This window comes from Streptomyces sp. NPDC012835 (assembly GCF_042900885.1).
In the GTDB taxonomy this organism is placed as follows: domain Bacteria; phylum Actinomycetota; class Actinomycetes; order Streptomycetales; family Streptomycetaceae; genus Streptomyces.
This window is the reverse complement of the sequence record NZ_JBIBBW010000003.1, coordinates 816,485-836,974: the sequence shown is the minus strand read 5'-3', so window position 1 is coordinate 836,974 and position 20,490 is coordinate 816,485. Positions and strand designations below refer to the sequence as shown.

Annotated in this window: 16 protein-coding genes and 1 tRNA gene; 12 read left to right on the top strand and 5 right to left on the bottom strand. The window is 69.5% G+C overall.

The window, feature by feature from the left end:
* Positions 1-69: 69 nt before the first annotated feature.
* Positions 70-750 carry a phosphate signaling complex protein PhoU gene (phoU, locus tag ACFY6S_RS16940; protein WP_388817092.1) on the bottom strand — a complete coding sequence of 227 codons (681 nt, stop codon included), beginning with the start codon at positions 748-750 and terminating at the stop codon, positions 70-72.
* Positions 751-945: 195 nt separating this feature from the next.
* Here phoU and ACFY6S_RS16935 point away from each other — a divergent pair, with 195 nt between their 5' ends.
* On the top strand, positions 946-2,229 hold the full coding sequence (locus tag ACFY6S_RS16935) for a sensor histidine kinase (protein ID WP_388817089.1): 1,284 nt from the start codon (positions 946-948) through the stop codon (positions 2,227-2,229).
* The gene (locus tag ACFY6S_RS16930; RefSeq protein ID WP_046498012.1) at positions 2,226-2,906 is read left to right on the top strand and encodes a response regulator transcription factor; all 681 of its coding nucleotides are present in this window, start codon (positions 2,226-2,228) and stop codon (positions 2,904-2,906) included. Before ACFY6S_RS16935 ends, ACFY6S_RS16930 begins: the two co-directional genes overlap by 4 nt.
* Positions 2,907-2,985: 79 nt before the next feature.
* Here the strand turns inward: ACFY6S_RS16930 and ACFY6S_RS16925 are convergent, their stop codons facing one another.
* Complete coding sequence (locus tag ACFY6S_RS16925; RefSeq protein ID WP_388817086.1) at positions 2,986-3,654, bottom strand: DUF461 domain-containing protein; 669 nt, start codon at positions 3,652-3,654, stop codon at positions 2,986-2,988.
* Positions 3,655-4,309: 655 nt separating this feature from the next.
* Between ACFY6S_RS16925 and ACFY6S_RS16920 the strand changes: the two genes are divergently transcribed.
* From ACFY6S_RS16920 to ACFY6S_RS16890, 7 genes are all read left to right on the top strand, one after another.
* Positions 4,310-4,792, top strand: coding sequence for a CarD family transcriptional regulator (locus ACFY6S_RS16920; RefSeq protein WP_003953493.1), 483 nt, complete (start codon positions 4,310-4,312; stop codon positions 4,790-4,792).
* 249 nt (positions 4,793-5,041) lie between these two features.
* A complete protein-coding gene (gene ispD, locus ACFY6S_RS16915) occupies positions 5,042-5,788 on the top strand; it encodes a 2-C-methyl-D-erythritol 4-phosphate cytidylyltransferase (RefSeq protein ID WP_388817083.1) in 747 nt (248 codons plus the stop codon).
* A complete protein-coding gene (gene ispF / locus ACFY6S_RS16910; RefSeq protein WP_388817080.1) occupies positions 5,778-6,371 on the top strand; it encodes a 2-C-methyl-D-erythritol 2,4-cyclodiphosphate synthase in 594 nt (197 codons plus the stop codon). Before ispD ends, ispF begins: the two co-directional genes overlap by 11 nt.
* 196 nt (positions 6,372-6,567) lie before the next feature.
* Positions 6,568-6,972, top strand: a complete 405-nt coding sequence (locus ACFY6S_RS16905) for a PPOX class F420-dependent oxidoreductase (RefSeq protein WP_388817077.1) — start codon at positions 6,568-6,570, stop codon at positions 6,970-6,972.
* Positions 6,973-7,119: 147 nt separating this feature from the next.
* Positions 7,120-8,520: a cysteine--tRNA ligase gene (gene cysS, locus ACFY6S_RS16900; protein ID WP_388817074.1), complete on the top strand. Its 1,401-nt coding sequence runs from the start codon at positions 7,120-7,122 to the stop codon at positions 8,518-8,520.
* Between the two features lie 146 nt (positions 8,521-8,666).
* On the top strand, positions 8,667-9,617 hold the full coding sequence (gene rlmB, locus ACFY6S_RS16895; protein WP_388817071.1) for a 23S rRNA (guanosine(2251)-2'-O)-methyltransferase RlmB: 951 nt from the start codon (positions 8,667-8,669) through the stop codon (positions 9,615-9,617).
* A gap of 205 nt (positions 9,618-9,822) precedes the next feature.
* Positions 9,823-11,610 (top strand): DoxX family membrane protein, encoded by a 1,788-nt coding sequence (locus ACFY6S_RS16890; RefSeq protein ID WP_388817067.1) that lies wholly within the window; start codon positions 9,823-9,825, stop codon positions 11,608-11,610.
* 296 nt (positions 11,611-11,906) lie between these two features.
* On the opposite strand, the gene ACFY6S_RS16885 is transcribed toward ACFY6S_RS16890, so the two are convergent.
* The 3 genes from ACFY6S_RS16885 to ACFY6S_RS16875 all read right to left on the bottom strand — a co-directional run bounded on the left by ACFY6S_RS16885 (position 11,907) and on the right by ACFY6S_RS16875 (position 14,511).
* Positions 11,907-12,626 carry an NDP-sugar synthase gene (locus ACFY6S_RS16885; RefSeq protein ID WP_388817064.1) on the bottom strand — a complete coding sequence of 240 codons (720 nt, stop codon included), beginning with the start codon at positions 12,624-12,626 and terminating at the stop codon, positions 11,907-11,909.
* 84 nt (positions 12,627-12,710) lie between these two features.
* Positions 12,711-13,133 (bottom strand): hypothetical protein, encoded by a 423-nt coding sequence (locus tag ACFY6S_RS16880; protein WP_388817062.1) that lies wholly within the window; start codon positions 13,131-13,133, stop codon positions 12,711-12,713.
* A gap of 253 nt (positions 13,134-13,386) precedes the next feature.
* The gene (locus tag ACFY6S_RS16875) at positions 13,387-14,511 is read right to left on the bottom strand and encodes an ABC transporter ATP-binding protein (protein ID WP_388817058.1); all 1,125 of its coding nucleotides are present in this window, start codon (positions 14,509-14,511) and stop codon (positions 13,387-13,389) included.
* A 205-nt stretch (positions 14,512-14,716) separates the two neighbouring features.
* Between ACFY6S_RS16875 and ACFY6S_RS16870 the strand changes: the two genes are divergently transcribed.
* From ACFY6S_RS16870 to ACFY6S_RS16860, 3 genes are all read left to right on the top strand, one after another.
* A tRNA-Thr gene (locus ACFY6S_RS16870) sits at positions 14,717-14,790 on the top strand.
* 797 nt (positions 14,791-15,587) lie between these two features.
* On the top strand, positions 15,588-16,046 hold the full coding sequence (locus tag ACFY6S_RS16865; protein ID WP_388817055.1) for a hypothetical protein: 459 nt from the start codon (positions 15,588-15,590) through the stop codon (positions 16,044-16,046).
* 81 nt (positions 16,047-16,127) lie between these two features.
* Positions 16,128-20,444, top strand: coding sequence for a LamG-like jellyroll fold domain-containing protein (locus ACFY6S_RS16860; RefSeq protein WP_388817052.1), 4,317 nt, complete (start codon positions 16,128-16,130; stop codon positions 20,442-20,444).
* The last annotated feature ends 46 nt before the right edge of the window (positions 20,445-20,490 follow it).

Below are 20,490 nucleotides of genomic sequence, written 5' to 3'. Positions count from 1 at the left end.
GGCGCATACGAGCAAGCACCGCCATACGCTTCCGGCGCCCGACCGCCGTCGCGCGCCCTCCGCAGACCGTCACGCGCCCTCGACCGGCGCCTCCACCTGCTGGATCTCGTCCGCGTGCTCGCCCGTCACCAGATAGACGACCCGCTTGGCGACCGACACCGCGTGGTCCGCGAACCGCTCGTAATAGCGGCCCAGCAGCGTCACGTCCACGGCTGTCTCGATGCCGTGCTTCCAGCGGTCGTCCATCAGGTGCTGGAAGAGCGTGCGGTGCAGCAGGTCCATCTCGTCGTCGTCCTGCTCCAGCTGGAGCGCCAGCTCGACGTCCTTGGTGATGATGACCTCGGCCGCCTTCGCCATCAGGCGCTGCGCCAGCTGCCCCATCTCCAGCAGCGTCGTGTGCAGGTCGTGCGGCACGGGCGACTGCGGGAAGCGGAGCCTGGCCTGCTTGGCGACATGCTGCGCGAGGTCGCCCGCGCGTTCCAGGTCGGCGCTCATCCGCAGCGACGTGACCACGATCCGCAGATCCGTCGCCACCGGCTGCTGGCGGGCCAGCAGGGCGATCGCCCTGGCCTCCAGGTCGTGCTGGAGGTCGTCGACCTTCTGGTCGCCGGCGATCACGCTCTCGGCGAGCTTCAGATCGGCGTCGAGCATGGCCGTGGTGGCGCGGCCGATGGCGGAACCGACCAGCCGGGCCATCTCGACCAGGTCCTCGCCTATCGAGTCCAGTTCCTCGTGGTACGCGTCCCGCATGGGGTTTGCCCTCTCTTGTCACGTTCCTGCCTGGGGGCCGGGAGCCCCACGCTCTCACGTTGTCCCCGTCACAAGTCCGGATGCTCCACCCCAAGTGAACCGGTACTTTCTCCTCGGTGAACTCTGGGCGACGAGTGTTCGAGGACGCACCCGGATGGCTGGGAGAGTGTCGGTGGCCGCGCATAACCTGGACACATGGACGTGAACGCGGCGGTCGCCGCATTGGCAGCGATCGCCGGGGTGTGCACCGGCGTGATCGCCATGCTGGCGTTTCGCTGGAGCGAACGCGACCAGGCGAGGCCCACCCGCACCTCGCTGCACACGGACGCCGTACTGCCCCCGGGCGTCGACACCGTGCTCTCGGTGCTCCGCTCCTCAGCGGTCGTCCTCGATGAGAGCGACTCCGTGGTCAAGGCCAGCTCGGCGGCGTACGCCCTGGGCCTGGTCAGGGGCGGGAAGCTGGCCGTGGAGGCGATGCTCCACATGGCCCGCGACACCCGCAGGGACGGGGAGATACGGCAGGTGGAGCTGGATCTGCCCCGGCGCGGTACGGGCAGGGGCGAGGCGCTCGCCGTCTCGGCCCGGGTCGCCCCGCTCGGCTCCCGCCTCGTCCTGCTCCTGGTCGAGGACCTCACGGAGGCACGCCGTATCGAAGCGGTACGACGCGACTTCGTGGCCAACGTCAGCCATGAGCTGAAGACGCCCACCGGGGCGCTCTCCCTGCTCTCCGAGGCCGTCATGGACGCCTCGGACGACCCCGAGGCGGTCACCCGCTTCGCCGGCCGGATGCAGATCGAGGCGACCCGGCTGACCAACCTCGTACAGGAGCTGATCGACCTCTCCCGGGTGCAGAACGACGACCCGCTGGAGGACTCCGAGTCCGTCCCGGTGGACGAGCTGGTCGCCGAGGCCATCGACCGCTCCCGGCAGCCCGCGTCCACGAAACAGATCAACATGGCCTCCGGCGGCACCACCGGCCTCCACGTCTGGGGCAGCCGCAGCCAGCTCGCCGGAGCCCTCGGCAATCTCGTCGAGAACGCCGTCAACTACTCCCCGGCCCGTACGCGCGTGGGTATCGCCGTACACCGTGTCTCCGCCTCCGGCGGGGACCTGATCGAGATAGCCGTGACCGACCAGGGCATAGGCATCTCGGAGAAGGACCGCGAGCGGATCTTCGAACGGTTCTACCGGGTGGACCCGGCCCGCTCCCGGGCCACCGGCGGTACGGGGCTGGGCCTCGCCATCGTCAAGCACGTGGCCGCCTCGCACGGCGGGGAGGTCACCGTATGGAGCTCCGAGGGCCAGGGCTCCACCTTCACCCTGCGGCTGCCCGAAGCCGGCGCCGCACGGGAGCGTACGAAAACCGGCCCGGACGAACACGACCACGGCCCCGACCTCGCCGCCGACCCCGATCCGACAGACCCCAGCCTTCGGCTGGCTCCCCCGACCGTGATTCCTGCCCCGGAGGTCCTTCCGTGACCAGAGTGCTCGTCGTCGAGGATGAGGAATCCTTCAGCGACGCCCTGTCCTACATGCTCCGCAAAGAGGGCTTCGAGGTCGCCATCGCGACCACCGGGCCCGCGGGGCTCGACGAGTTCGAACGCAATGGCGCCGACCTCGTCCTCCTCGACCTGATGCTGCCCGGCCTGCCGGGCACCGAGGTCTGCCGTCAGCTGCGCGGCAGGTCCAATGTCCCGGTGATCATGGTGACCGCCAAGGACAGCGAGATCGACAAGGTCGTCGGCCTGGAGATAGGAGCCGACGACTATGTGACCAAGCCCTTCTCCTCACGTGAGCTGGTCGCGCGGATCCGCGCGGTCCTGCGCCGCCGCGGCGAGCCGGAGGAGGTCACGCCCGCGGCCCTGGAGGCCGGTCCGGTCCGGATGGACGTGGACCGCCATGTCGTCACGGTCTCCGGCGGCAAGGTCGATCTGCCCCTCAAGGAGTTCGACCTGCTGGAGATGCTCCTGCGCAACGCGGGCCGGGTGCTGACCCGGATGCAGCTGATCGACCGCGTCTGGGGCGCGGACTACGTGGGGGACACCAAGACCCTCGACGTGCACGTCAAGCGCCTGCGCGCCAAGATCGAGCCCGACCCGGGCGCGCCGAGGTATCTGGTGACGGTGCGGGGGCTGGGCTACAAGTTCGAGCCGTAGACCGCAGCCGTACGGAGCGGGCCGCGGGAACGCGCAGGGCGGGAACCGTTCGGTTCCCGCCCCCTAAGCGTGCGCGATGTCAGTGGGAGGCGCCGGACGCGTCGTCGCCGGCCGTCTCCGAGGTGTCGCCGTCCGCTTCGTCCGCCGGGGTGTCCGACGCCTTGTCGGACGCCTTGTCCGAAGGGCTCCCCGTCGAGCCGGGCTTGGCCGAGGTGCCGGCGGACGGGGTGGCCCCGGCGCTCGGGCCGACGTCCTTGAAGTAGCCGTCCGACGGGTAGACCAGGGCCCGCAGACCGACCTCGCCCGTCTCGCTGAACGAGAACACGACCTGCTGCGCGTCCCCGTCCTTCGTGGCCTCACGGCCCTTGTCGATCACGGCGGAGGCGTTGCCCCGGCCGCCGAGCTGGACGGAGCCGAGCGACGGGATCTCGATGGGCCCCGACCCCTTGGCTGCCACGAGCTTCACCGTGGCGTCGGTGCCCGGCAGCTTGACCGAGTCGAGGGTCTGCGCCTTCTTGCCCTTGTTGAAGACGGTGCCGGTGAGAGCGGCCGGCCCCTGGGAGTTGGCCTGCGGCTGGGTGACCACCGTCGCGTTCTGGATGGTGATGTCGCCCACGGAAGTGGCGGCGCTGTCCGGCTTGACGCCGAGGGTCTGCGCGTTCGTGCCGGCGCCGCACGCGGTCAGCGAGGCAAGCGAGAACACGAGGGCAGTAGCGGCGAGGGCGCCGCGTCGAAGGCTGCGGCTCACGGCGGCGGCAACTCCTAGGACGTACGGACGGAGGGGCTCAGGACTCGCTGCGAACCTCGGAACGTACTTGAAGGTGCCGTCAGCGGCCTTCAGGTTACCGAGCCGCCCCCGCCGCCCCGCACCCGACCCGCCCCCGACCGGCACCGGACCTGCCCCGGACCCCGTCCGCCCGCCGTCCCCGCTCGTGGTTCGAGTACGGCCGGTCTCCCGTACCGCTGCCGTCCGTCCGCGTTTCACGCGCCTGTTACATAAACCTGTTGATCAATTCCTCGGACATCGTGGATTCCTTACGAATACCGTGGTGCGCGCCGTAGTGATCGAATTCGGAATCCCTCCCACTTCCGCAGTACTTCCGCCACGCTTCCGTTCGTACGGGTGACCGACATCCGAACGGAGTACGGGATCTTCGGCGTTCGGAAACCGGCAAATCGGGACGTTCACCCTCTCTCGGAAGGTTCTCGCGCTCCGTGACGCGTGGGTTTCCGCGCCCCCGCGCAGCCGCTCCGACCTGCGAATACCTCGTTCCGGAAGTCGTCCGCAGCACGTTCCCGGCTCTGTTGTCAAGCCCCGAGATGCGGCCTGACCTGCGAAAACGCCATTCAGAAGCGGTCATTCTCGTGTTATCCTGGATAGCCACGGAAGGGGTACCTGTCACATGACGTTCAAGGTTGGCGACACCGTGGTCTATCCCCATCACGGGGCCGCGCTGATCGAGGCCATCGAAACTCGCCAGATCAAAGGCGTGGACAAGACCTACTTGGTGCTCAAGGTCGCCCAGGGCGACTTGACGGTGCGTGTACCGGCGGACAATGCGGAGTTCGTCGGCGTGCGCGATGTGGTCGGTCAGGACGGACTCGACCGGGTCTTCGAGGTGCTCAGGGCGCCGTACGCCGAGGAGCCGACGAACTGGTCCCGGCGCTACAAGGCAAACCTCGAAAAGCTCGCCTCCGGCGACGTCATCAAGGTCGCTGAAGTGGTGCGTGACCTCTGGCGCCGGGAGCGCGAGCGCGGACTCTCCGCAGGTGAGAAGCGCATGCTCGCCAAGGCGCGGCAGATTCTCGTCAGCGAGCTGGCCCTCGCGGAGAACACGAATGAAGACAAGGCCGAGGCTCTGCTCGACGAGGTCCTCGCGTCCTGAATCATGACCGCTGCCCCTCCAGCAGCGCGTATGTCGCAGTGCAGCAGCAAAGCGCAGTGCAGCAGTGAATGCCGCGGTGCCCGCTGACCAGCTACCAGGAAAGAGCTGCGTCGCCGGGCGCTGCGGCATGTCCGTATGCCCACACCCCGCTCTCGACCATCACGGAAGGGTCCGGTCAAGGCGTCGCGCCGACACGCTGAGGCCATACCCACGTCGGCCGAGGAAACAAACCTGCCGGAGTACAAAGCGATGTCAGAGGAAGCCAGCCCGCACCGCACCGCCGCGGTGATCCCCGCCGCGGGCAAGGGCGTACGGCTCGGTCCGGGCGCTCCGAAAGCCCTCCGTTCCCTGGGCGGCACCCCGATGCTGATCCACGCCGTCCGCGCGATGGCCGCCTCGCGCGCCGTCTCGCTGGTCGTCGTGGTCGCCCCGCCCGACGGAGCGGCCGGGGTCAAGAACCTCCTGGACGACCACGCGCTGCCCGAGCGCACCGACTACCTCGTCGTCCCGGGCGGCGAGACCCGTCAGGAGTCCGTACGGCTCGGCGTCGAGGCCCTGCCCGCGGACGTCACGGCCGTCCTCGTCCATGACGCGGCCCGGCCGCTGGTGCCCGTCGAGACCGTGGACGCGGTCGTCGAAGCCGTACACGAAGGAGCGCCGGCGGTCGTGCCGGCGCTGCCGCTCGCCGACACCGTCAAACAGGTCGAGCCACGGGAGAAGGGCGAGCCCGAGCCGGTCGTCGCGACCCCCGAGCGCGCCCTGCTGCGTGCCGTACAGACCCCGCAGGGGTTCGACCGCGCGACGCTCCAGCGGGCCCACCGGACGGTACCGGGCGTGGGCGAGGGCGCCACCGACTGCGCCGGGATGGTCGAGCGGCTCGGCACGCCCGTCGTGATCGTGCCGGGCCACGAGGAGGCGTTCAAGGTGACCAGGCCGCTGGATCTGGTGCTGGCCGAGGCAGTGCTCGCCCGAAGGAGGGCCAACGATGGCTTCTGACCCGACCCCGCCCGTGACGCCGTCCGAAACGCCTCCGACGCCGGCCGACAGCCCGCGGGCCGTGACGCCGGCCGACAGCCCGCGGGCCGACCGGCCCGCGGCCGCCGTGCTGCCGCGGGTCGGTATCGGGACCGACATCCACGCCTTCGAGGAGGGCCGCGAGCTGTGGTGCGCGGGGCTGCTCTGGGAGGGCGAGGGGCCCGGTCTCGCCGGGCACTCCGACGCGGACGTGGTCGCGCACGCGGCCTGCAACGCGCTGTTCTCCGCCGCCGGGCTCGGCGATCTCGGCGCCCACTTCGGCACCGGCCGCCCCCAGTGGTCGGGGGCCTCCGGCGTCACCCTCCTTACAGAGGCGGCACGGATCGTCCGGGAGGCGGGCTTCACGATCGGCAATGTCGCCGTCCAGGTCGTCGGGGTGCGGCCCAAGATCGGCAAGCGCAGGGAAGAGGCACAGAAGGTGCTCTCCGAGGCGGTGGGCGCGCCCGTCGCCGTCTCCGCTGCCACCTCCGACGGGCTCGGCTTCACCGGGCGCGGCGAAGGACTGGCGGCGACGGCCACGGCGCTGGTGGTACGCACCGGCTGAGCGCCCCGCGCGCCGGGACAGCGCCGCCGGGACAGCGCGCCGGGACAGCGCGCCGGGACCGGGTGGACCGGCGGCCGACCGGAGCGGAACACCTGCGGGACCGGCCGGGCCGAGAGACCATCGTCGGGTAGCCCCCACGGCAGTGGTCCACCGGCCCGGCCGCCCCCGCCGGTCCAGACACCAGGAAGGCACCCCCATGGCAGCCGCTCTCTCCGACGCACTCAAGAAGGTGCTCGACCAGCCCGTCTTCGTCAGCATCGCCACCATCCAGCCGGACGGAAGCCCCCAGGTTTCACCCGTGTGGGTGAAGCGGGACGGGGACGACCTGCTGATCTCCACCACGGTCGACCGCCGCAAGGAGAAGAACCTGCGCCGCGATCCCCGGGTGACCGTCGTGGTGCAGCCCGCCGACGACCCGTACCTGTACGCGGAGATCCGCGGCACCGCGACCCTCACCACCGAGGGCGGCCAGGAGCTGATCGACGAGCTGTCCCGCAAGTACACGGGCAAGGAGTACGCGGACTTCAACCCGGACTCCGGCCAGGACGCCGAGCGCGTCGTCGTCCGGATCTCCGCCCGGAAGGTCGTCGGCCGCCTCTGAGGGCCGGCCGTACGCACCGGGTCAGGCCCTGCGCACCGGCCGGATCGGGCGCCCGGCCGGTACGTATGTCACGCTTCGGCGTCTCCGAGGCCCAAAAGCGACCCAAAGAAGCCCGGGGCACTGCCCCGGGCGCACTACCCTGGTTGCGTGACTATTCGGCTGTACGACACCGGCGCCCGGCAGATCCGTGACTTCACCCCGCTGATCCCGGGCTGTGTCTCGATCTACCTGTGCGGCGCCACCGTGCAGGCCGCTCCGCACATCGGCCACATCAGGTCGGGGCTGAACTTCGACATCATGCGCCGCTGGTTCGCGTACCGCGGCTACGACGTGACGTTCATCCGCAACGTCACGGACATCGACGACAAGATCATCGCGAAGTCCGCAGACCAGGGCCGCCCCTGGTGGTCCATCGGCTACGAGAACGAGCGGGCCTTCAACGCGGGCTACGACGTGCTGGGCTGCCTGCCCCCCAGCTACGAGCCGCGCGCCACCGGCCACATCCCCGAGATGATCGAGATGATGCGCGGCCTGATCGAGCGCGGCCACGCCTACGAGGCCGACGGCAACGTCTACTTCGACGTCCGCTCGTTCCCCGGCTACCTGGAGCTGTCCAACCAGGAGCTGGACGATCTGCGCCAGCCCTCGGGCGAGGGCGAGACCGGCAAGCGCGACCAGCGGGACTTCGCGATGTGGAAGGCCGCCAAGCCCGGCGAGCCGTCGTGGGAGACGCCCTGGGGACGCGGCCGGCCCGGCTGGCACCTGGAGTGCTCGGCGATGGCCCACAAGTACCTGGGCTCCGCCTTCGACATCCACGGCGGCGGTCTCGACCTGATCTTCCCGCACCACGAGAACGAGATCGCGCAGGCGAAGGCGTACGGCGACGAGTTCGCGCGGTACTGGGTGCACAACGCCTGGGTCACCATGAGCGGCGAGAAGATGTCCAAGTCGCTGGGCAACTCGGTGCTGGTCTCCGAGATGGTCAAGCAGTGGCGGCCCGTCGTGCTGCGCTACTACCTGGGCACCCCGCACTACCGTTCGATGATCGAGTACAGCGAGGAGGCCCTGCGCGAGGCCGAGTCGGCGTTCGCGCGCATCGAGGGCTTCGTGCAGCGGGTCGTGGAGAAAGCCGGGGGCGTGGTCGAGCCGGCCGACGAGGTGCCGCCCGCCTTCGCCGAGGCGATGGACGACGACCTGGGCGTCCCGCAGGCGCTCGCGATCATCCACACCGCCGTCCGGCAGGGCAACTCCGCGCTCGCCGCCGACGACAAGGAGACCGCCGTCGCCCGGCTCGCCGAGGTGCGGGCCATGCTCGGCGTCCTCGGCCTGGACCCGCTCGACCCGCACTGGTCGGGTGACGGCGACCGCGGCGACGATCTGCACGGTGTGGTCGACACCCTCGTACGGCTCGTACTCGAACAGCGCGAGGCCGCGCGCGGCCGCAAGGACTGGGCCACGGCGGACGCCATCAGGGATCAGCTCCAGCAGACCGGACTGGTCATCGAGGACGGTCCCGCCGGTCCCCGCTGGACCCTCGGACCGCGCTGAGTCGGGCACAGGTGCCGCCCGGTCCACCGGGCGGCACACTTGCGTACGCTGGCACATGAATCTCGACGCCGCGCACGCACATACGCACGCACGCAGGTACGCACACACGTACGCACACACGTCTGAAGCAACGAAACAGGTAGGTCATGGCCGGGAACAGCCAGCGCAGGAACCGCCGCACGTCCAACAAGAAGGGCGCGCAGGTCGGCAGCGGTGGCAAGCGACGCCGCGGGCTGGAGGGCAAGGGCCCGACCCCGCCCGCCTCCGCGCGCAAGGGCCATGTCCAGAACCGCGTCGCCAACGCCAAGGCCAAGCAGACCGCGCGGCGCCAGGTCGCCCGGCGCGGCGGCAAGGGCACCAGCGAGATGGTCGTCGGCCGCAACCCGGTGTTCGAGGCGCTGCGCGACGGCGTGCCCGCCTCGACCCTCTACGTACAGCAGTTCATCGACAACGACGAGCGGGTGCGCGAGGCGCTCCAGCTCGCGGCCGACCGCGGCGGCATCCACCTGATGGAGGCCCCCAAGCCCGAGCTGGACCGGATGACGAACGGCCTGAACCACCAGGGTCTCGTCCTCCAGGTCCCGGCGTACGAGTACGCGCACCCCGACGACCTCGCCGCCGCCGCGTTCGACGAGGGCGAGGACCCGCTGATCGTCGCGCTGGACGGTGTCACCGACCCGCGCAACCTCGGCGCGGTCGTGCGTTCCGTCTCGGCCTTCGGCGGCCACGGCGTCGTCGTACCGGAGCGGCGCGCCGCCGGGATGACGGCCGGTGCCTGGAAGTCCTCGGCGGGCGCGGCGGCCCGTACCCCGGTCGCCCGCTGCACGAACCTCACGCGCACGCTGGAGGCGTACAAGAAGGCCGGACTCACCGTGGTCGGCCTCGCGGCGGACGGCGAGAGCGAGGTCGGCGAGCTGGCGGCGCTCGGCGGCCCGGTCGTGATCGTCGTCGGCAGCGAGGGCAAGGGCCTGTCCCGGCTGGTCGGTGAGACCTGCGACTTCCGGGTGCGCATCCCGATGCCGGGCGGCGCGGAGTCGCTGAACGCCGGGGTCGCCGCGGGCGTGGTGCTGTACGAGGCGTCGCGCCGGCGGGTCTGAGCGGTCCCACGGTCGCGGCGGGGCGCGGGGAACGGGCTGCGCGGCGGGGGCCGTTCGCGGGGTCCTTACCGCCCCGGAAGGGGCTTCGCCGGCGCCTCGCGGGGTTCCCGGGGGGTCCCCCGAACGGCCCTGTCCGACGATCTTGACGGGTCTCGGACATCCGCCCGCGTCAAGGCAGTGTCCTAAAGACAAGTCACTCGGTTAGATGAGTGTGGACACCAGAACGCCCCGGCCCGGGTTCGACGATCAGCCCCCGCTGAGCATGCTCAAGGTGGACTGCGATCCCGCGCAGGTCATCGTGAACCACGCCAGCTTCCGGGTGAAGCTGGCATCGCCCCAGCGCTTCAGCTCCGTACGCGGCGCGGCGAACACCGCACGCATCCCCGCCATGAGCGGCGCCGGCGCCGGAAGGCCCGCGCGCCGTTCGGCGCCCGTCGTCTGGAGCGGCAGATCCGAGCCGGGGGACCCCGGAGCGACCGGACTCCTCCAGGCCGTACGGAACTCCGCCCTGGTACCGGCCGCCGGCGCGCTGCGCGGCCCGTCCGGGGCGCCCGGCGCACTCGACGTATCCGGAAGGGGATACGAAACCGGCTCCACCCAGGTCATTCCCCAGGTCGGCCCGCAGGGCGGCCGCCGGCCCGGCCCCCTGGCCGCCCCCGACGACGAGAACACGCAGCCGACGCCGGTCGTCGGCCCGCAGGGCACGGGTCCCGACGGCCCGCGCACCACGGCCACCCCGCTGCTGCCGCCGATGCGCAAGGCCGTCGGCGCGTACGACGACCTCCCCCCGTACGAGACGTTCGACGACGACCTCGACGACGTCGAGATCGACGCGGACGACCGGCCCCGGGCGCAGCGGCACGGCAACGACTCCGTACGGCACGCCTACTATCCCGGCCGCCGGATGAACCTCGGGGTGGTGCTGCTCCCGCTCCGCGTCTTCCTCGGCTTCATCTCCATCTACGCCGGTATGGGCAAGCTCTGCGACCCCGTCTACTTCGACGGCGGCGAGCGCGGCTCCATGGTCAAGTGGCTGACCTCGCTGCACCCCTGGGCGCTGGCGGAGCCGCTCAGGGACTTCGCGCTCTCCCACCCGGTCGGCGCGGGGCTCAGCGTCGCGTTCCTCCAGATCGTCGTCGGCGTGCTGACCGTCTTCGGGCTCTGGCAGCGCGTCGCGGCCTCGTTCGGCGCGCTGCTGTCGGCGGCGCTGCTGCTCACCGTGAGCTGGCGGACTGTTCCGGTGTACGACGCGCCCGACATCATCTACCTCGCCGCCTGGTCCCCGCTGATCATCGCGGGCGCGCCGGTCTACTCGGTGGACGGACGGCTCGCGGGCGAGGCGTGGCGGACACTCGGACCGCGCTCCGAGATCTGGGACCTGCGGCGGCGGGTGCTGCGGCGCGGCGGGATCATCGCGGCGGTCGTCATCGGGCTCACGCTGCTGATCGGCTCGGTCCTGGGTGGCGCCGTACGCTCCTCGGACATGGTGACGGTGCCCGGCCCGGGCGTCGACCCGGTCAACCAGCTGCCCGGTATGCCGCTGCCCCAGCGGCCCGGCAGCAGTGGCAGCGCGTCCGGCTCGCCCGCGAGCGGCGGCCCCACCGGGGGCACCCGTTCCGAGCCGTCCGCGACGCGCTCGGGCGGCCCCTCGGCGCAGCAGTCGACGCCGGGTGGCACGACGACTCCGGAGACCGGAGGTGTCAGCACGGGCGCCAGTACGGGCGCGAGCACCGGCCAGACCCAGCAGCAGCCCAGCCAGACGCAGGGCACGGTCCAGCAGCCCCCGCAGACGGCCGAGCAGGCCCCGCCGCCGGCCGGCGGCAGCCAGGGGCCGTCCTCGACGGGCGGCGGTGGCGGCAGCACGGGTGGTGGCGGCGCGGGTGACACCGGTGGCGACGGGGGCAGCGGCGCCGTCGACAACGGGGGCTCCGCGACCGGCGGTTCGTCCTCGGGCGGCGGCAACCGGAACCCGATCGGCGGCCTGCTGGGCTGAGCGCGCGGCCTTCCGCGTCCCGCTCCCGGCGCCCGGGACGCGGGACGCGGGACGCGGGACGCGGGACGCGGGAACGGTGAGGGGCGGCCACCCGGAGCACGGGTGGCCGCCCCTCGCGTGTCGGTACGCGTGCCGGGTCCTTGCGTGCCTGCGTGTGTGCCCGCCTGCGGGCGTGTGTGCCTGCGTGCGGGCGTGTGTGCCTGCGTGCCTGCGGGCGTGCGGGCTGTGCCGGGTTCTCCGCGCTGTTCCGCGTGCCCGCCTGCATGTCCACCGACTCGCCGACCCAGACCGCGTCCTCAGTCGCGCGCGCCGCCGGACAGCTCCTTGGCCGCCTCCGTCAGGTCCTTCGCGGTGTCGATGGCCCGCCAGTACGCCCCGTGCGGCAGCGGGAAGCCCGCCAGACGGCGCTCACGCGCCAGTCGGGGGAAGGTGGTGCGCTCATGGTCGCCACGGTCCGGCAGCAGCCCCACGAAGTCGGGGGAGAACACGTATACCCCGGCGTTGATGAGATACGGCGAGGGGGGCGACTCGATGAAGTCGAGGACATGGCCGAACTCGTCGGTCTCGACGGCCCCCCACGGAATACGCGGGCGGGCGAGGGCGAGCGTCGCGGTGGCGTCGCGCTCGAAGTGGAAGGCGGCCATCTCGCGCAGGGAGAAGCGCGTCCAGATGTCGCCGTTCGTGGCGTACCAGGGCTGTCCGGGATCCGGCAGCGCGGTGGCGGCGTGCTTGAGGCCCCCACCGCGTCCGAGCGGCTCGGACTCCACCACGGTGGTGACGCGCAGCGGCAGGTCAGCCGACTCCAGCCACTCCTGGAGGACTTCGGCCAGATGACCGCAGGAGATGACGGCGTCCGTCACGCCCTCGGCGGCGAGCCAGGCGAGCTGATGGCCGATGATCGGGGTCCCCGTGCCGGGGATCTCGACCATCGGCTTGGGACGGTCATCGGTGTACGGGCGCAGCCGCGACCCCTGACCACCCGCGAGGACCACGGCCTGTGTCGGAAACGTATGCATGCCGTGAACGATAGGCGGGACGGCCGGAGGGCCCGCGGCCGGGAACCACGGTGCGGGCGCACCCGGTCCGCCGGGGATCGCCGGTCAGCTCCCCATGGCCTGCTGGGAGACGCCGTACGCGAACGAGGTGTCGCACACGGGACGCGAGAAGGACTGCGCCCGCGTCGGGCCGTACGTGGCGACGGCGGCGCGGCCCAGGGCCCGCGCCATCGACATGCAGTGCTTGGCGAGCGAGGGATGCTCCTCGATCTCGCGCTGGAGGTGGGTCAGGGCGATGCCCGGGTCCTTCTCCTGAAGCTCGACGAGAAGCTTGTCCCGCAGAACGTCCTGCGGTGCGCGGGACTTGGCCTGCGCCGAGGCGGTGTCCGAGGATGCGGTCAGGATCTGCGACTCCGTATTGCTGGCCGCCCACGGAACACGGGCGACCGCGAGGGTCCCGGAGAGCACCAGGACGACGGGCAGGACGAAGGCGAGAGTTCGGCCGATACGGCGGGCTGTGTGGGTCACGCAGGCGAGCGTAGCGGCCGGTAATGAATTGGCGACATTTAGTCACCCACACGAGGAGTGGGTTCGATGTTTCCTTTCGAATGGGTCGTTGACGGCGACCGGCCGAAGTGGCTTGTGCGACGGGGTATTTGCCGGCACACGCGCACGGCCCCGCACCGGAGTGCGGGGCCGTGCGGAGGAATTCACACTGTTGACGCGCTACGGGCGCGTCAACAGTGTGGACGGTACGGCCGGAGCGGCCGGTGCTGTCCGGTCAGTCGGTCAGGCGCTCGCCGGTGGAGGTCGAGAAGACGTGCGTCTCGCCCGCGCGCGGCACGACGTGGAGCGTGGCGCCCTTGTCCGGCACGGCGCGGCCGTTGACGCGGACCACGATCTCCTTCTGCTCCTTGGCCAGCTCGGCGGTGCCGTAGACGTAACCGTCGGCGCCCAGCTCCTCGACGACGTTCACGGTCACGGCGAGGCCGGCCGGCGCGTCCTTGGAGAGGGCACCGGCGGCGCCGCCCTCCTCGACGACGTCGAAGTGCTCCGGACGGACGCCGACCGTGACGGTCTTGTCGCCCTTCTCCGACGCGGCGGCGAGCGCCTCGCGGGAGACCGGGACGACGCTGTTGCCGAACTTCACACCGCCGTCGGTGATCGGCACCTCGACCAGGTTCATGGCGGGAGAGCCGATGAAGCCGGCGACGAAGAGGTTCTTCGGGCGGTCGTACATGTTGCGCGGGGAGTCCACCTGCTGGAGCAGCCCGTCCTTGAGCACCGCCACCCGGTCGCCCATGGTCATGGCCTCGACCTGGTCGTGGGTCACGTACACGGTGGTGATGCCGAGCCGGCGCTGGAGCGAGGCGATCTGCGTACGGGTGGAGACGCGGAGCTTGGCGTCGAGGTTCGACAGCGGCTCGTCCATGAGGAACACCTGCGGCTCACGCACGATGGCGCGCCCCATCGCGACACGCTGACGCTGACCACCGGAGAGCGCCTTCGGCTTGCGGTCCAGGTACTCGGTGAGGTCGAGGATCTTCCCGGCCTCCTCGACCTTCTTGCGGATGTCCGCCTTGTTCACACCGGCGATCTTGAGGGCGAAGCCCATGTTGTCCGCGACGGTCATGTGCGGGTAGAGCGCGTAGTTCTGGAACACCATCGCGATGTCGCGGTCCTTCGGCGGCAGATGCGTGACATCCCGCTCGCCGATACGGATGGCGCCACCATTGACGTCCTCAAGCCCCGCGAGCATGCGCAGGGAGGTCGACTTTCCGCAGCCGGACGGACCGACGAGGACGAGGAACTCGCCATCCTCGATCTCGATCTCCAGCTGGTCCACGGCGGGCTTCGTGGAGCCCGGGTAGACGCGGGTTGCCTTGTCGAACGAGACAGTTGCCATGGCGATGTGTCCCCTCACCGGCAGGAACGTGCCGGACGATCCGAGTAAAGGAATGGGGTCCTCCGCCGTGGGGCGGAAGACGGGTCTAGTCCACCTGGGTGAACTGGAGGTGACGTTACCCCCCGTTCACAGTTCTGTCAGTACTCCTGCCCCGACGAAATTCCTGGCGGGACCCCCTCCGGGGCCGGTTACACTGCTCGGGCACGCCTCCTTAGCTCAGCTGGCCAGAGCAACGCACTTGTAATGCGTAGGTCGTCGGTTCGAATCCGACAGGGGGCTCCGCTGGAAGCCAGGTCAGACCTCCTCTGACCTGGCTTTTTGTCTATTTCGTGGCCATGCTCCTGGTGGCGTGTCAGTCCAGACAGCCCGCTGCCCTCCCTCTGGTGGCCGACCGGTGGCCAAACGGGCAATCAGCGTGCGGCGACGGTGGCCGGGAGTGGCGCAGGGGTGTATGCGACGGGTGTCCGGTCGTTGTGCCCTCCCTGCAAGTCGTCGCCCCGTAGCGCGGCCCAGAAAACTTGGCCGCATTCACCGACCTCGGCGTCGAACGGGGGCGCGCGGAGCGCTTTGGTCGGCTCCAGCGGGGGATGAAGGCAGTTACGCGGTGTGGCGAGCGGCGGGCCCGTACGGTCCGGAGTGATGCCCATCACGTGCCGAAGCCCCGGTCTGATTGCCGCTCACCTTGCCCCGGTGGGGGAGGGAGCCGTCCTCCTCGGTGAAGATCCGGCCGGTGTCCTGCCAGCCGTCGCTTTACGCCTCCCGTTCCCGTTGCCGGCGGGCCTTGTGAGCCAGGAGGTCCAAGGACGGTCTCCTCGTCGAGGGCGATCAGGCGGATACCGCTGTCGGGGGATGCCTTCGCGGACCTCCCGACCGTCCCGGACGAGCTGGGTGGCGGTGGCCAGGGAGTGTGCCTTGGCCGAATGGTCTTCCCGGCGGACGCCGCAGCCTTCGCCGCGTCGTATGCCCCGGAAGGCGATGAGTCGCCAGAGCACGTACAGCTGGCCCTGCTCGACGAAGTCGAGGAATGTTGCCGTCTGCTGGGGGGCAGACCATGACCGGCGAAGGCTCTCGCCAACGTGCTCAGGGAGTCGACGATCGGCCTGTTCAAGACCGAGATCACCATCCCCGACGACATGGCCTTCCGCTTCCCCCGGCGCGCCAGGAACCGCCCGGCCTTCGGCTTCCGCCACGCCTGCTTCGAATTGCCGCTGACCGCCATCTACGCGGCCCGCGCAGTGCCCGACGCATCCGGCAGCACTCGGTCCGTCCTGGCAGACCACCCCCGCCGACAATGCGAACACCTCGACCGCACCAGCCGTGACTCCGATCCTGCCCTGGGGCTCATCGGCAACGAGGATCTTCGGGCCCGGTTGAATGCCGTCTACCGCACGACCCGTCTGGCTCAAGTGCAGGGACACAATGGGTACTTGTCGACTAGTTCAGGTCGCCCCTTCCACCCTTTATATGGCGATTTGTGGACCTTTGCGATTCCCGCATCCTTTCGCTCGCCGTACGCACGCCTTTCCGATGCGTGACAACGATCACCATTGACAACCCTGTGCGATGGACCTTGACTCTGCGGAGTTATGTGTTTTCTGTGATGGTGGGGCGGGGTCATGGGTGGGGTACGGCGGATACGTGATGTCTCCGTGAAGAGGCGTCGTGTTCGGCGTTCGGCCGTCAGCGGTCTCGTGTGTGGGCTTGTGTCCGCGCTGGCGGTTGGGCTCGTTCCAGGGACGGCTCTGCCTGCGGTCGCGCAGCAGCCGGTGCGGGAGCCGAAAGCGGCTCAAGCGCCTGAGGGTGATACCGATCAGGCCACGACGGCCGATGCGCTCGCTGAGGCGAAACGTACCGGAAAGCCAGTTGAGGTCGGATCGCTCCGTGGTGAGCACAGCGATGTGTACGCTCAGCCGGACGGCTCGCTGGAGGCGCGAGAGTATCTGCGTTCCGTACGGGCCCGGGTGGACGGTGAGTGGAAGCCGGTCGACACCGACCTTGCCAAGGCCGCGGACGGAACCGTTGCCCCCAAGGTGAGCACGGTCGAAATCCGGTTCTCCGGGGGCGGTGACGGACCTCTGGTACGGATGGAGAAGGCGGGGCGTGAGGTCGCGCTGTCCTGGCCCGGCTCATTGCCCGTACCGGAATTGGCCGATGCCACGGCTACGTACCGGGATGTCCTTCCGGGGGTCGACCTGCGGATGGGCGCCCAGGAGGATGGCTTCACCCAGCTGCTGGTGGTCAAGTCGGCGGAGGCGGCAGCGAGCGAGAAGCTCGCTGCACTGCGCCTGGACCTTGCCACCGAGGGAGTGAACGTACAGGAGACGGCAGAGGGCGGCCTGGAAGCCGTTGACCACGGGGCGCAAGGTGCGGTGTTCGAAGCACCCAAGCCGATGATGTGGGATTCCAGTACGCCGTCGGAAGCTGTGGCGAGCCCCGCTCGGCTGCGGGCGACGGATGCGGAAGCCGAGGGCGCGGAGGTCGAGGCCGGCGTCAGGGAGCCGGGGGCCGGGGAGTCCGGCAAGTTGGCTCCTGTGGGTGTGGAGTTGCCGGCGAGCGGTGACGCGCTGGTGCTGAAGCCGGACGCGGACGTGCTGGCGGGCGAGGACACGGTGTATCCGGTGTTCATCGACCCGATCTGGTACACGCCACGCGCGTCGGCGTGGACGATGGCGTCGAAGTACTGGGCGTCATCGCCGCAGTGGAAGTTCAACGGTGACTCGGACGCGGGGATGGGCTACTGCAACTGGTCCTACTGCCAGCCGAACGACACCAAGCGCCTCTTTTACCGGATTCCCACCTCTAAGTTCGCGGGGAAGACCATCCTGAGCGCCGAGTTCACGGTGCCCAATACATGGTCGGCGTCCTGTGACGCGCGAAGCGTCGAGCTGTGGCGTACGAAAGACATCTCGTCGTCGACCACTTGGAACTCGCAGAACGCTTCCGGTTTCTGGACCAAGCGGCTCGCCTCGAAGTCGTTCGCCTACGGCTTCAACGGCTGTGCAGCGAAGGACGCGGAGTTTGACGTGAAGGCGGCTGTTCAGGACGCCGCGAACGGCAAGCTGTCCACGATGACGTTTGGATTGCGGGCCGCCAGCGAGTCGGACGGCTACGCGTGGAAGCGTTTCTCAAGCAAGGCGTCGCTTCGTGTCAGGTACAACCAGCCTCCGCCGCAGATCAAGATGTCGCAGCTGACGATGGAATACGGCGGGACGTGCAAGAAGCCGGCGGACGCGGCCCGGGTGCGGACTCTGGGAAAGATCACCGCGAACAAGGTGACGGACCCCGATGGGGACAATGTGGCCGTGCAGTTCCGGGCCGCATGGGACTCCGGTGACGGCAAGGGCGTGGTGGCCCGCTGGACTCCGTCGCCGACCACGTCGAAGAAGTCGGGCGCAAGCTTCACGGTGAGTCTGCCGTCTTCCATTCCTGCCAACAAGCGGGTGCATTGGTACGCGCGCTCCTACGACGGAGCCCAGTACTCACCGTGGTCCACGGCGGGAACTCCGACCGGCTGCTATTTCGTCTACGACACCAGTGTGCCGAAGGCGCCGACGATCAGCTCCGGCGACTATCCGGCGTCCAACCCGGAGGACCCGGAGGATCCCTGGCTGGACGGGATGGGCAAGTACGGCGCGTTCACACTGAAGGCATCCGACAGCGATGTCGTGAAGTACTGGTACGGGGTCAATCGTGATCCCTCGTCGAAGAACGCCGTGACCACCAGCGGTGGTGCGGCGAAGGTCCTTCAGCTGTTGCCCGCCGAGCCGGGGGTGAACTTTGTCACCGCTCAAGCATTCGATACGGCCGGTAATGGCAGTGAGATTCGTACGTATCAGTACCGGGTCAAGGCGGGCCAGCCTGAGCGTGCCATGTGGCAAATGGATGAACCGACCGGTGCCAAGGAGGCCGCGGGGACCTCGGGTGCCCGTGTCGCCACTCTGTATGGCGGGACCACTCTGGGTGTTGCCGGTAAGTCCGGTACAGCTCTCGGTCTGGATGGCACCAGCGGTTACGCATCGGCGGACATTCCGACGGTCAACACCTCCAACGGCTTCAGTGTGTCGGTGTGGGTGAAGCTGGACCGGATGCCGGACAGTGTCGCGGTGATCGCGGCTCAGCCGGGCAACAACACCCCCGGATTCGAGCTGTACTACTCACAGGGCTACGACCGCTGGGTGTTCAACCAGTACACCTCCGACACAGCCGGTGCCTCCATCGCGCGGGCCATGGCGCCCACCGCCGGCGGGGTGAGCGTGGACCAGTGGACGCATCTGGTGGGGGTCTACTCCGGGGGCGCCAAGGAACTTCAGCTCTACATCGACGGAAAGCTGGTCGGCCAGACGCCGTACACGACGGCCTGGGATGCACGCCGTGGCCTGCGGATCGGCGCGGGTGAACTCGCCGGCACCGTGAAGAACTTCTTCCCCGGCACCATCGATGATCTGCGACTTTTCGACAAGCCCGTCTCCGCCACCGAGGTCGGTAACCTCTTCCAGCAGGAGTCGATCGGCAACGGTCGTACCGCCCGTACGATCTTCTCGCTGGACGAAGAGCCCGGTGCCACGGAGGTCGTCGGCTACGCGGACGCACAGCCCCTCTCTCTGATCGGGGACGCGAAGCTCGGCGACCCCGGCATGGCCGGCAATTCGCTGACGCTCGGTGGCAACGGCTATGCCCGTACGGCAGCGCCGCATGTGGACACACAGCGGCCCTTCGCGGTGTCGGCGTGGGCCAAGCTGGACAGGATCCCTGGGCAGGCCGCCACGGTTGTTGCTCAGATGGGTGCCAACCGGCCGGGCTTCCAGCTCTACTACTCCGGGACGTTCAAGCGGTGGGGCTTCATGCAGTACGTGACGGACACCGCGGACTCCAGCCAGGTGCGGGTGCTGCAGCCCGATACGGCGCCAGACCCGCGGCCGGGGGACTGGGTGCATCTGGTCGGTGTGCACGACCCCACCGCTGACACCCTGACGCTGTATGTCAATGGCGCCAAGGTCGGCAGTGTCGCCCAGTCGAGTCCGTGGTACGCGGGCGGGCCGGTGCAGGCAGGTGCGCTGACGACCGGCAGTGGCAATGTCAGCCAGTACCTGCCCGGGCAGATCGACGACATCCGCGTCTACGACCGGGTGATAGCCGACGAGGAGGTGCAGCAGCTGTTCAAACAGCGGGCGGTACTCAAGGGCCGATGGAACTTTGAGACAACCGCCGGCACAGCAACCGTGACCACTCCCGATCTCTCGGATCAGAAGAACGCCATGACTCTGTCCGGAGGCGCGAAGCGCGGTGCCGGATGGGTCGACACCTACGGTCTGGAACTCGACGGGATCAACGGCTCAGCGGGTACGAGCACCATGCCGATCGACACCGGTTCCAGCTTCACGGTCACGGCGTGGGCCCAAGGCGCGGCGACTCCCGATCACTCGGTGGCGGTAGTGAGCGGTGAGGGTGCGAGCCAGAGCGCGTTCAACGTCCGCTTCGTACCGGACGCGAAGGGTTCCGACGGCCTCGGCCGCTGGCAGCTCACACTCCCGGATACCGACGGCACGAGCGCGACGGTCCAGCAGGTCAACAACACCGAGTTCTACGATGTGCGCGACTGGAACCATCTCGCGGTCGTCTACGACGGCTTTGCCAAGGAAGCCCGGCTGTACGTCAACGGCATGCTCCAGGAGATCGCGTGCGGTGATGGCGACGGCGATTCGGATGACACCGCATGCGAAGACCTCATCTCGTGGGCCGACAACGTCCTGACGTTCAAGGCGAGCAAGTCCCTCCAGGTCGGACGGGCGAAGACGGCGGGCAAGTGGGACGAGTACTTCGCCGGCTCGATCGACGACGTATGGGCCTTCCAAGGAGCGCTTGACGAAATCCAGGTCGGGAAGCTGGCCAACGCGATGTTCGATTTCCCCACCGAGGTCCCCAGCAACAGCTGAGTTGCGTCGAGAGCTGCGCTGTGCACGTTTCCAGGCGCGCGCAGCC